A 12,185-nucleotide genomic window follows, 5' to 3' on the forward strand; every position below is an offset into this window, starting at 1 on the left:
AGAATTAATATTTGATACTTTCGTATCCAGCTTCGAAAGTGCCAAAATTTATTCAACCGTTAAAGAAGCTGTGCAGAGCTTCCTTGACAAAGATCAGGTAGCTTAGTCAAACTTGTAAAGTGGTATAATAATATAGAAAAATTATAATAATATAACATTTATAATCCTATACAGGATGAGGCAATAAAAAAAATTGCAAACTTCTACTTGACACAAACTATGAAATTGATTGATTTTTAAAAATGATTAGCAATTTGCTAAAATATAAAAAAGAAAGGATGTTTTCAATGAGTTTGTTTGTTGGTTCTGGTGTTGCCATCGTAACACCCTTTAAGGACGGAAGAGTAAACTTTCATAAACTGGAAGAGGTTTTCCATTGGCATGTGGAGCAAGGCACAGATGCAATCATCATATGCGGCACCACCGGTGAAGCATCTACCATGACCGATGAAGAACAAAAAGAAACTATCAAATTTGCCGTTGAAAAAATTAACGGCCGCATCCCTGTAATCGCAGGCACAGGAAGCAACTGCACCGCCCATGCCATTGAAATGAGCAAATATGCAGAAGAGGTTGGTGTTGACGGCCTCCTGGTGATTACACCCTATTATAATAAAGCCACGCAAAAAGGCTTGATTGCCCATTTTACTGCCATTGCCGATGCAGTAAACATACCTATCATCATGTACAATGTTCCCGGCAGAACCGGTGTAAATATCCTTCCTTCCACCGTGGCAACCTTGGCGAAACATCCCAATATACAAGGAATCAAGGAAGCCAGCGGCGATATTTCTCAAGTAGCTGAAATCGCTCGCCTGGTCCCGGAAGATTTTCGCATTTACTCCGGCAATGACGACATGGTCGTACCCTTGCTATCCCTCGGCGGTCATGGGGTCATCTCTGTGGTAGCCAATGTGGCTCCTAAGGATACCCATGATATGGTTCAAAAGTTTATGGACGGAGATGTCAAAGGTGCCTGCACCCTGCAACTTCAGATGAAACCGCTGATCGATGCCCTCTTTATTGAAGTAAATCCTATTCCCGTAAAAACTGCCATGAATCTTATGGGCTTTGACATGGGTGAATTGAGATTGCCTCTTACAGAAATGAGCGAAGGAAATTTGAACATTTTAAAAACCAGAATGACAGAATACGGTCTATTGAAATAAGGAGGGATTCCTTTGATAAAAGTAATCTTGCACGGATGCAACGGAAAAATGGGTAGGGTTTTGGTAAAACTCATGAAAGAAGATCCGGAAATCGAAGTCACGGCAGGTATTGATAAGGAACCCGAGAAATATACCAACGATTTTCCCGTCTATGCCCATACTGCCCTATGCAGGGAAAAAGGCGATGTGGTGATTGATTTTTCCCATCACAGCGCCCTTCCCCAGCTCATTGATTATTGCTTAGCCGCAAAAACACCTTTGGTAACAGCTACGACGGGCCTAAGCGGTGAAGACATGGCAAGGCTGGCGGAAACTTCCAAGTCTATTCCTGTGTTCCATTCCGCCAATATGTCTGTGGGCATCAATCTCATGACGGATTTAGCAGCCAGAGCCGGCAAAACCTTGGGAACCGCCTTTGACATAGAAATCATTGAAAAGCATCATAATAAAAAGGTAGATTCCCCCAGCGGTACCGCCTATATGCTGGCCAACGCCATCAACGCAGCCTTTAACAACAATAAAGAATATATTTACGGCAGACACGGCAAGGCTGACATAAGAAAAGATACCCATGTGGGCATCCATGCCATTCGCGGAGGCACCATTGTAGGTGAACACACGGTAATCTTTGCCGGTCCCGATGAAATTATAGAAATCACCCATACAGCCCTGTCAAAGGATATTTTCGGACTGGGCGCCATCAAAGCAGCAAAATTTTTGACAAAACAGCCTTCCGGCTTTTATAATATGAATGACATCATCGGGTCATTGTCATTATAATATAATGAAAGGACTGATTCTACCAATGACTATAGAAAAAGAAGCTACAAATGACCAACTGGATTTAACGAACCCCTATGAAATTGCAAAGTTTATTAAACAAGCAAAAAAATCAACGCCAGTAAAAGTGTATGTGCAAGGAAGGTTGGGCAGTGTATCGGCAGAAGGCATCAAAAAGTTCGGCAGTGACCCCTTTTGGATTTTATTTGGAGAGCACAGCGATATTCAAAGCTTTTTGACGGCCCATCAGGACATGATTGAAGATTACGTCATGGAAAACGATCGAAGAAACTCGGCCATTCCGATGCTGGATATAAAGAATATCAATGCTCGAATCGAGCCCGGTGCCATCATCAGGGACCGCGTAAAGATTGGTGACAATGCAGTCATTATGATGGGTGCCGTGATCAACATAGGTTCTGAAATCGGCGAAAACACCATGATTGATATGAATGCTGTATTGGGTGCCCGATCTATTGTAGGGAAAAATGTTCATGTCGGTGCCGGCGCTGTGATTGCAGGAGTTTTGGAGCCCCCCAGTGCTACGCCGGTAGTAATCGAAGACAATGTCATGATCGGTGCCAATGCCGTTATCCTAGAGGGGGTAAGGGTCGGAAGAAATGCCGTGGTGGCGGCGGGAGCCATTGTGACCAAAGACGTGCCTCCTGACTGCGTGGTAGCAGGCTCTCCTGCCAAGATTATTAAGGCAAAGGATCAAAAAACAGCCGACAAGACAAAATTATTGGATGATTTAAGAGGATAATTCTACCACAACAAACAAGCCAATAGCGACATGCTATTGGCTTTTAGCTTGTAGACAAACCCTTGAGATTTGGCTTCCTACTCAGACCTGTGCCGCTTTTCTAAATAAAAAAATGAGGAAAACAGCGGCTTGCTGATTCGCGACGAAGCCTAAATCTCAAAGGTTCTTACTTATCCCGTTACTTTTTCTACAGACTGGTTTGTTCGTCTACAAAGGCAAATACGTAAGGTACGTTTCTATAATAATCCCCATAGTTTAATCCATATCCCACAATAAATTTGTCCGGGATGGTAAAACCCACATAATCTGCCTGCAAATCTGTTTGTCTTCTGGAAGGCTTATCCAATAAAACACAGGATTTTATGCTTGCCGGATTTTTGGACCGAAGATGTTCCATGACAAATTTCATTGTCAGTCCGGAGTCTGCAATGTCATCTACTACCAATACATCATAGCCTTCCAAGGATCCCTTGAAATCATATAGGATATTGACTTGCCCCGACGTCTCTGTGTCATGGCCATAGCTTGTCGTAGCCATAAACTCAATTTTTACCGGCCCATCAATGGCCCTTACCAAATCGGCAGTAAAAATAAAGCTCCCCTTCAATAAAGATACAACCAGTATTTTCTTTCCTGCATAGTCCTCTGCAATTTGTTTTCCCAGCTCCTCTACTCTCCTTTGAATATCTTCTCGAGTGAAAAGGATCTCCTTTTTCTTTTTTTCTATATCCATCATCAGCATTCCCTCCAATATGTGTCAATATAAATCATAGTATCATTGGCATATAATTATAATTATTCTAATTCAAATCAATTTCTTTGTCAAATAGAATCCCTGATCTTTCATGGCTTATGCCTCTTTTCCGGCTTTCCCCTACGGTCGAAGTTTCGGACAAATTTTTGCGAATTATTACATTTATTTAAGATCTATTTCTGTTTTGCCGAATTGCAACTTATATGCGGTCATAGTAAAATGAAGTGGTATGGTAACCCTTTGCAGACCATCATCAAATCAGCATTGACAATCTATTCATTGGAGGTATGTGAATGAAATCTGCAGCCAACGCGAAAGTGATCCCTATCAGTACAGCAAACAGAAAAAAAGCAATATCTAAGGAAACCTATGTTTTTCTCACAGCACTTATCCTTGGTTTTGGATATCTCATTGCCAAAATGGGCGTTGGTATCATGTTCAACATCATCATGAAAACAGCCCATGACCTGCTCCTGAATACCGTTTTCTTCATCATGGCCATTGCCGTTTTGGCCGGTGCTTTTGCCGCTCTATTATCTGAATTTGGTGTCGTAGGCCTTATTAACAAATTTATTTCCCCTATCATGAAGCCTTTGTACGGTTTGCCTGGAGCGGCATCCATCGGTGCCATTACGACCTATTTATCTGATAACCCCGCCATCATTTCCTTGGCAAAGGACAAAGGCTTTGGAAAATACTTTAAAGATTATCAAACACCGGCTTTATGTAATTTAGGCACAGCTTTTGGCATGGGATTAATTCTCACCACCTTTATGATGAGTTTGGGACAAGGTACGGAATTTATTGCTCCTGCCATCATCGGCAATATCGGTGCCATTTTAGGAAGCATCGTCAGCGTTCGCCTGATGATCGGCCATACAAAAAAATACTTTAGCGTTCAAAAGGACAGACAAAACAATTCTTCGATGGATGACAGTGATTTTTTGAATTACCGGGAAGTACGACCGGGCAATTTCTTCGAAAGGGCCTTGGATGCGATCTTGGAAGGGGGAAAAAACGGTGTAGAAATGGGACTTGCCATTATCCCAGGAGTACTATTCATCTGCACTATAGTAATGATTCTAACCTTCGGTCCAAGTGAAGTCCACAACGGAGTTGCCGTTTATAAGGGAGTTGCCTATGAAGGGGTGGCCCTCCTTCCAAAGATTGGTCAGTTTTTGGCTCCCGTACTAAAACCTCTTTTTGGCTTCAAAAGTGTAGAGGCCATTGCATTCCCCATTACTTCTTTAGGCTCTGTGGGTGCAGCCCTGGGATTGGTAACACGGTTCCTGAAAGAAGGGCTGATCGGTCCTAATGAAATTGCCGTATTTACTGCCATGGGCATGTGCTGGAGCGGCTACCTGAGTACCCATGTAGGCATGATGGATGCCCTGGGTGTAAGACAATTGGCCAACAAAGCCATCCTTAGCCATACCATCGGCGGCATCGTCGCTGGCATCGCCGCCCATTATTTATACCTTATTTACCAGATTCTATTTTAGATAAAAAAAAGAGTGGTGAAATCAATCCACTCCTTTTTTTATGGCTTATCCGGCCATCTGCATTTCCTTCATGATTTTTAAGATCACATGGTCGGTTCCATCCATACCGTCTTGTCCCAGTCTTCCTAGATTTTTTATGGTTTCCTCTGCTGTTTCTCCTACAATTCCATTTTTGGATGGCACAATTTTATTGTTGAGCGCAAGAATCGCCGACTGTATGGCTGTCGATGCTGCCGTAGCCAGCTTCAAGGCACATCCTACCTTTGCCCCGTCACAAATCATGCCGCTGATGTTGGCAATCATATTCTTGATAACCCCGTCGATTTGTTCCTGATTGGCCCCCATCAGCCAAGCAATTCCCACGGCTGCCCCTGTGGAAGAGGCAACACCGCACCCGCACAGGGCGGAAAGCCTGCCGATATGGTGCTTGATATAGCCATTTACCATATGGCTCATGGCCAATGCCTTGGCCAGCTTCTCCTCTTCTACAGGATATTTGTTCCGGTAGGCCACAATGGGCAGTATGGTAGTCAGCCCGTTATTTCCACTTCCGTTACTGCTCATCACTGGCATGGTAAACCCTGACATCCGGGCATCGGCTCCGGCCGCCGTCAACATCATGGCATGATTGATGAAATCATCGGATAGTATCCCGTTTTGCATACTCTGATACAAACCGATACCTACCCCCATACCCATATCTTGACAGAGGGCTGCTCGGGCCACTTTTTCATTCATTTCCAGACCTTCCAGCAAAAAACCGATATTTTCTAAAGAAAGGGTTTCTATGGCCCCAATGATGTCCCTGATCCTGAATACATAGGGGCTGTCTTCCTCTTCCTCGGTAGCCGCCGGAGCAGAATCAAGATGCAGCAGTTCTTGCCCCTCTACCTTGATAGACATAAACTGATTGTGTCGGCCCCTGATGACTACCTCTGCCCTGCCTGCGTCCGTTTCCAAACAGACTTCCACATAAACCTTTTCCTGGGTATCCTTCATTCCCAGATGCAGCTTTCCACTCTTTAATAAATTTTGTGCAGCATGTACCTTCCTGTCAGTGATTCCCTCCAATACTTGAAGGTCCTTCTCGCTTTGTCCTCCGGTGATTCCTAAGGCGGCCGCAATTTCCAGGCCAACCTCCCCCGTATGGGGAATACCTACACACATTCCATTTTTATAAATGTTGGGACTAACCAGTACCTTCACTTTCTCAATCTCACGAAAATACAATAATTCTTTTGCCTTTGCACAGGCCAAGGCCACGGCCACCGGCTCCGTACATCCCATGGCCGGTACAACCTCTCTTTTTAAAGTTTCTATAATCAGCTCTTTTAATTCCATAAAACACCTCCGGCATCAATAGGCTTATTGTTTAAATTAGCAATATTCATGCCAAAAATATGGGCTGAAAATCGCCCTTTTTTCAGGATTCATCTCATTTTGATACAGAAATCCAAAAAAAATAATCTCATTTTGAGATAAAAGTCTCAAAATGAGATTATCTAATTCCGTATTCCTTTATTTTTCGATATAGGGTTGCTCTGCTCAAACCTAGCAATGCAGCAGCTTTGTCGATGGCCTGCTTGGAATTTCCATAATAATCCAGTGCTTTTTGAATCTCTTGGCACTCCAATACTTTGATGGGAACAATATATCTCTCACTCTCGCCCGGGCAGATTTCTTCCCTATATTTTATGCGATTGGGCAAATCTGACTCACCAATGATGTTTCCAGTACACATATTTACGGCATATTCGATGGTATTTTCCAGCTCTCGAACATTTCCGGGCCATCGATAATTCATCAGCAACGCCAAAGCAGAACTGCTGATTTTATTTATATTTTTTCCCAATTTTTTATTGCACTTCTGCATCAGCCGTTCCACCAGAATTGCCATATCCTCTTTTCTTTCCCGCAGGGGTGGAATATTCAAAGGAATGACATTCAAACGATAAAATAAATCCTTTCGAAATTCTCCCTCCGCCACTTTTTGTTCCAAATTCTTATTGGTAGCTGCAATCACCCGCACATCAATGGGAATATATTCCTTTCCTCCAATTTTCTCAATGACATTTTCCTGGAGTACCCGCAGGAGCTTGGCTTGCAAATGGAGAGGCATATCCCCGATCTCATCGAGAAAGATGGTCCCTTTATTGGCCAATTCAAATTTTCCAGCCTTTCCGCCCCTTTTGGCACCGGTAAAGGCCCCTTCTTCATATCCGAAGAGTTCACTCTCCAAAAGCTGTTCCGGAATGGCAGCACAATTTACAGGGATAAAAGGTCCTCTACGCCGACTGCTCTGAAAGTGAATCGCCCGGGCAAAAAGTTCTTTTCCCGTACCGCTTTCTCCTTGGATCAGTACCGTGGACGGTGTATTGGAAGCCTTCATAGCCTCCTGTTTTACCCGCATGATACCTTCACTGTTGCCGATAATGCTGTCAAAGCTCGTTTCAATCAAATTTCCAATCATGTCATTGATTGTATTTAAGGCCTCAGAAATATTGCTAAAAGTAAACACAAAACCTACCGTATTTTGTCCTACGACAATGGGATTTACATCATAAATCCCCCGGAATCCCCAGTGTCCCTTTTTATAGCTGAATTCTCTATTCTTGATACAAATGTTTCTTATGGACAAGTCCTCCAAATCTATCTTTCCCAGCAAATCTCTGATATTTCCTTGGACTATGCTTTTTTCATCCATCCCGAAGAGCCGGGCCGCCTTCACATTATGATGGAGTATCTTTCCTGCCACATCAACAGCCACAATTCCTCGATCTACGGCATCCAAAACAATTTCCAGCTCCTTTGCCAGCATCTTTATTTTTTCTGTATTTTCTTCCTCCACCACCTTTGTGGCAATAAGGTCTGCCATCCTACTTAAAAATTCCATCAGGTTGACTTGATTGTTGACAATATCATTTTTCTGCTCCTCTTCAAAAGCAATAAGACCAATAACCCCTAGGACTTGATGATTTACTTTTATCGGACAACATACCTGGGCATATTCTTTACACCCTTCCTTATCCTCACACTTCAAACAGGCAGGATGACTCCTCGGATGATCAATCACAAAACTTTCTCCATGGCGCAGGGCGTAGGCAAATACAGAATTCTGACTGACCTTTGCACCAATATTCCCAATATAGCGTCCCGTCGCTGCGATACGGTTCAGGCCGTAATCCACAATGGTAACGTCCACTTTGATCACACTAGCAATGACCTCTGCAATTTTTTGTACATTGGGAGCAATGCGCATCAAATTCATTTTCACCCATCCTTTACATAAATCAACGGATTTATTTGTATTCTTTTATATAGACTTACAACTTCAAATTTAAAAAGTTATATTTTGGATGGCAGTTCGTCGCTAGTTATCAGCTACCAGTACTGGTGGCTGATGACTGGTAATTGGCAACAAAACATTTGCTGCATCAAAAGCTTATCTTCATCAAGGTATAAATCAAACTTTCCCATTGTATGTCTATAGTATAACACAAACAATCTATTCCCTTGCCACCATCATTTTCAAATTCCATAAAAAAAGCCGGATTACTAATCCAGCCTTTTTACCTTGATCTCTTCATAAAGTTTTTTCACCACTTTGGGATCTACATGTCCGATCTTTTTCTCTACAGCATTGGCCGTTCCTGCTGCCACAGCCAACTTAAAGGCTTCCTGCAGATTAAGCTTTCGGAATAGAGCCACGGCACATCCCGCTACAAAGGCGTCTCCACACCCCACGGTATTGACCGCAGCCACTCTAGGCGCACAGATTTTATACACCCCTTCTTTGGTCGTAAATATTGCTCCCTTGTCCCCTAAAGAAATCGCCACCACTTCGATTCCCTGTCTGCATATATATTTGGATTCATAAATAATTTTATACTCACTGTCCAATTCGTACCCTGCTAAGTCCTGCAGTTCCTGCAAGTTAGGCTTTATCATAAAGGGCTTTGCCTTGATGGCTTCCTCCAAATAGCTTCCACAGGCATCAATAATCATTTTTACATTATTGTCCCGGGCAATCTTGACCATATCGCCATAGATCGTCTTGGGAATCCCCGAAGGCACACTGCCAGAGGCTACAATAATCTCACTATATTTTAAAATTTTAACAAACTCTTTTACAAAGGCATCTAATTCATTTTTGGTTACTACGGGACCCTTTTCACTGACGACGGTCTCTGTATTATTGATAGGATCTACAATTGCCGTAAAGATTCTGGTAGGTTCATGAATCCAAACAAAAGATGTGGAAATATTCAGCTTATCTAACTCCTTCTGTATGAATTGCCCCGTTATTCCTCCCAGCAGTCCCGTGGCATTCACCTTTTCACCCAGCATGGCTGCTACCCTGGCCACATTCAGCCCCTTCCCGCCGGCAGTAATTTTTACGTCGTCAACCAAATATCTTTCATTCGGTCGAAAATTATTTATCACGTAAGCCCTGTCAATCGCAGGATTCAAGGTAACCGTAGTAATCATATAATCTCCTTCTTCACAAAACAAATTACAATATCAGATGAGATCAGATGCCGGTTTCATGGCTGGCCCCATCCTTCTGTCACCGCATGAAATGGCATAAATCTATTATAAACGCAAACATTCCACTTTGCAAAGACTTTTTCAAATTTTACATGGCCATAGAGATCCAATACGCCTTTTCTTTTTTGTCCCCTCTCAAGAGCCTGCTATTCTTATAGGGCTCATATATTCTAAGAATATTCTATATTATTTCACAAATCGATAAAATACGTCCAAATACCTAAATTGAAAAAGGATATGCGCATCATCCCCATGGAACCAAAATTTCCACAAACCCTACAGCTTGTCCTTCATTTGAATCTGCATGAGTATCTCTTTGATTTCCCTTAGCAGCAAAATTATTTTGTTTAGGGAATACTGCATGGTAGCCAATATAATCAAGAGAATGACGCTGCCTACAAGTATATAATTCATCTTCATTTCCTCCCCAAGAGTCTTTCTAACCTCATTATAATTCATTTGCCCTTCCTCATCAAACACAAATCCTATCAAACAAAAACACATCTTTTCCAGGGGTTCCGGTAAATCCAGCAAACCCAGAAAGATGTGAATGGGATAGTTTTTCATCAATTATTTCATTTTCCATTTCATTCATCCGCCGAGTGGTCATGCATAACCTATTTTTCCAGCAATCGATTATTTTCTTCCTCATTAATTTCCATTTTGGATACGGATACTTCGTAGGCCGTTCGAATAATCACATAATCATCACTTATCTTTTTTTGATACTCCCTGCTTTGTATTCTGCCCCATATTTTTATATGGTCTCCCACACGCAATTTTTCTGAGTACCGTGCATTTCTTCCCCATGCAATACATGGGATATAATCGGACTTATTATAGGGTCGATTCACGGCAATCAGCATATCCGTGATCTCTCTGCCAAAGGGTGTTGTCCTGTATACCGGTTCTTTGCAAATATATCCGTCCAAAAATATTTGATTGGGGTTTTTAATCTCTTCCGGATTGTTGCACAAGGACATGTCACGGGCAAAAATTGTCAGCACCAATTTGTTGTTTCCATCTTTATATTTGTTATAGGACCGAAGCTGACCATCTACTTTTACCACAGTGCCAACCCTTAAATTCAAGCCTACCAAAATCCGCTCCGAAACAGTTACAGGCAGTATATCATTATAATCACTCAGTCTAGGAATTTTTATATGAAATCCATAGAATCCTTCTCCATACATTTCATGACTAAATTCCAACGCTGAGCATACTTCTCCTACAACCGTAACTGCATTTGTTTCCATAACTTTATCCTGCATTTAACCCCCACGCTCCTTCCCAATTCTTATGTATTTTTTCAGGGTCAGTCTACAAATATATTTATTCATCTGTAAACAAGAATATGATTAAAGAAATAAAATTAAAAAAGGAGAAAAATGAAAATTTTCTCCTTTCTAATGCCTATCTGGACTCATATTTTGCTTTTTTGGTGAGTCCCTGAATATCTTGAAAGATGTCCATCATCCTCTCCGCCGGTACACCATAGACCAAGCCCACGGCAATGGCTGCCAGGACATCACCAACTTCTTGCTTACCCAGATTTGAAATACAGACCGGAAACTCCATAGGCTCAATTTCCAACCCATTCCTGTCCGTAATTCCCCGTTGAATGCAGCAGGTAAAATGAAGGGCCAAGGCTGTATCAATGCTGGATGCCGTAAGGGTTGCCCTGGGGCAAAAACCATAGGTAATCACCAAACGGTTTTTCAAACTTTCCAGCAGTCCTATGCACCCTTTATCATCCACATTGAAAATCACTATTCCCTTTGCAGACAAATTTTCCAACAGGTTGTTTACCGCCATCTTCTCCTGATCTCCATAGTTTTCTGCCAACACCGTGTGGACAATGATATCAAACTCCATTCCATATAAGCTGCAATCCTGCAAAGAAGCCAAAGACAAGTTAATGATCATATAGTGTATATCCTGCCCCATCCTGTCCCCGAGGGAGGCCAAAATTTCTCCCCACAACCATAGTCCTGAACCTGGCATTTTTGCCTTCGCAAAATCCCTTGTATCAAACATTACTGCCTCTTTTCCTTCTTCCCTTAGAAGATGATGTATTAATTGCCCGGTAATAACTGTTCCGTACTCTCCTACAACGCCAATGATCTTCATATTTTCCAAAGGATCGTGATAGAATTTGTTGCATAATTCAATCAATATCTTTTTCCCGTCCACTATCCTTTTCACAGGCACGGCAGATTTCGGCAATTCTTTTTCAACTTCTATAAAGATCATTGCGGCTCCCTTTTTTATGGCCTCTTCCATCGCCTCATTTTCGGAACCGTCTTTTTTCAAGTGAATATACACATATCCCGGCAGCACTTTTTGGCTGTCCCATGCAATCCCTTTGATTTCTATGCCGTCTATGACCATTGGTTTCAGCTCCTCTGCAAAAAGAAGGTATCATATTATAGTTTTCTCCGGGACCCATGGAATATATACACGGTACAAAGGGCATAAAGCAGGTTTCCCTTTCTTTATGCCCCTTTTCTCAACCATCTATCTTTGTTTTTTGGAATGAAATGCTTTGTTTAGCAAATAGATGAAGCCTATTCCATAAAACCCCAGAGTAATTATCATCATAATAATCGATGTACGTGACATATTATTCCGCCTCCTCTGCTGACTCCATGATATCCCTTCCCTGTCCA

At 42.2% G+C, this 12,185-nt stretch carries 11 protein-coding genes; 4 read left to right on the top strand and 7 right to left on the bottom strand.

All coding sequences use genetic code 11. The features are described from left to right. Window positions 1-287: 287 nt before the first annotated feature. Genes dapA through dapD form a run of 3 tightly spaced genes read left to right on the top strand, consistent with a single transcriptional unit; the run spans window position 288 to window position 2,712 of the window. Window positions 288-1,169: a 4-hydroxy-tetrahydrodipicolinate synthase gene (gene dapA, locus AN619_RS09315; RefSeq protein WP_068556437.1), complete on the top strand. Its 882-nt coding sequence runs from the start codon at window positions 288-290 to the stop codon at window positions 1,167-1,169. 12 nt (window positions 1,170-1,181) lie between these two features. Continuing rightward, window positions 1,182-1,949, top strand: a complete 768-nt coding sequence (dapB, locus tag AN619_RS09320; RefSeq protein ID WP_068556438.1) for a 4-hydroxy-tetrahydrodipicolinate reductase — start codon at window positions 1,182-1,184, stop codon at window positions 1,947-1,949. 25 nt (window positions 1,950-1,974) lie between these two features. After that, window positions 1,975-2,712, top strand: coding sequence for a 2,3,4,5-tetrahydropyridine-2,6-dicarboxylate N-acetyltransferase (gene dapD / locus AN619_RS09325; RefSeq protein ID WP_068556439.1), 738 nt, complete (start codon window positions 1,975-1,977; stop codon window positions 2,710-2,712). A gap of 187 nt (window positions 2,713-2,899) precedes the next feature. On the opposite strand, the gene hpt is transcribed toward dapD, so the two are convergent. Next, window positions 2,900-3,445 carry a hypoxanthine phosphoribosyltransferase gene (gene hpt / locus AN619_RS09330; RefSeq protein WP_068556447.1) on the bottom strand — a complete coding sequence of 182 codons (546 nt, stop codon included), beginning with the start codon at window positions 3,443-3,445 and terminating at the stop codon, window positions 2,900-2,902. Window positions 3,446-3,759: 314 nt separating this feature from the next. On the opposite strand from hpt, the gene AN619_RS09335 reads away from it, so the two are divergent. Further along, window positions 3,760-4,968 carry a CD0519/CD1768 family membrane protein gene (locus AN619_RS09335; protein WP_068556440.1) on the top strand — a complete coding sequence of 403 codons (1,209 nt, stop codon included), beginning with the start codon at window positions 3,760-3,762 and terminating at the stop codon, window positions 4,966-4,968. A gap of 45 nt (window positions 4,969-5,013) precedes the next feature. Here the strand turns inward: AN619_RS09335 and AN619_RS09340 are convergent, their stop codons facing one another. The 6 genes from AN619_RS09340 to AN619_RS09365 form a co-directional block, all read right to left on the bottom strand. Then, entirely contained in the window at window positions 5,014-6,309 is a 1,296-nt protein-coding gene (locus AN619_RS09340) for an L-cysteine desulfidase family protein (RefSeq protein WP_068556441.1), read from the bottom strand. 157 nt (window positions 6,310-6,466) lie between these two features. Then, window positions 6,467-8,236, bottom strand: coding sequence for a sigma-54-dependent Fis family transcriptional regulator (locus AN619_RS09345; RefSeq protein WP_068556442.1), 1,770 nt, complete (start codon window positions 8,234-8,236; stop codon window positions 6,467-6,469). A gap of 287 nt (window positions 8,237-8,523) precedes the next feature. After that, on the bottom strand, window positions 8,524-9,456 hold the full coding sequence (gene pfkB, locus AN619_RS09350) for a 1-phosphofructokinase (protein ID WP_068556443.1): 933 nt from the start codon (window positions 9,454-9,456) through the stop codon (window positions 8,524-8,526). 336 nt (window positions 9,457-9,792) lie between these two features. Further along, complete coding sequence (locus AN619_RS15960) at window positions 9,793-9,930, bottom strand: hypothetical protein (RefSeq protein ID WP_157064971.1); 138 nt, start codon at window positions 9,928-9,930, stop codon at window positions 9,793-9,795. Between the two features lie 203 nt (window positions 9,931-10,133). Next, window positions 10,134-10,787: a single-stranded DNA-binding protein gene (locus AN619_RS09360; protein ID WP_068556445.1), complete on the bottom strand. Its 654-nt coding sequence runs from the start codon at window positions 10,785-10,787 to the stop codon at window positions 10,134-10,136. 142 nt (window positions 10,788-10,929) lie between these two features. Then, window positions 10,930-11,907, bottom strand: coding sequence for a hypothetical protein (locus AN619_RS09365; protein WP_068556446.1), 978 nt, complete (start codon window positions 11,905-11,907; stop codon window positions 10,930-10,932). Between the last annotated feature and the right edge of the window lie 278 nt (window positions 11,908-12,185).

The sequence above is a fragment of the Thermotalea metallivorans genome (assembly GCF_001562415.1).
Lineage (GTDB): Bacteria > Bacillota > Clostridia > Peptostreptococcales > Thermotaleaceae > Thermotalea > Thermotalea metallivorans.

Coding starts and splice junctions, on each gene's coding strand:
- dapD (WP_068556439.1), top strand. CDS start 1,975: ATGACTATAGAAAAAGAAGCTACAAATGACCAACTGGATTTAACGAAC.
- pfkB (WP_068556443.1), bottom strand. CDS start 9,456: ATGATTACTACGGTTACCTTGAATCCTGCGATTGACAGGGCTTACGTG.
- hpt (WP_068556447.1), bottom strand. CDS start 3,445: ATGGATATAGAAAAAAAGAAAAAGGAGATCCTTTTCACTCGAGAAGAT.
- AN619_RS15960 (WP_157064971.1), bottom strand. CDS start 9,930: ATGAATTATATACTTGTAGGCAGCGTCATTCTCTTGATTATATTGGCT.
- AN619_RS09340 (WP_068556441.1), bottom strand. CDS start 6,309: ATGGAATTAAAAGAGCTGATTATAGAAACTTTAAAAAGAGAGGTTGTA.
- AN619_RS09365 (WP_068556446.1), bottom strand. CDS start 11,907: ATGGTCATAGACGGCATAGAAATCAAAGGGATTGCATGGGACAGCCAA.
- AN619_RS09335 (WP_068556440.1), top strand. CDS start 3,760: ATGAAATCTGCAGCCAACGCGAAAGTGATCCCTATCAGTACAGCAAAC.
- AN619_RS09345 (WP_068556442.1), bottom strand. CDS start 8,236: ATGAATTTGATGCGCATTGCTCCCAATGTACAAAAAATTGCAGAGGTC.
- dapA (WP_068556437.1), top strand. CDS start 288: ATGAGTTTGTTTGTTGGTTCTGGTGTTGCCATCGTAACACCCTTTAAG.
- AN619_RS09360 (WP_068556445.1), bottom strand. CDS start 10,787: ATGCAGGATAAAGTTATGGAAACAAATGCAGTTACGGTTGTAGGAGAA.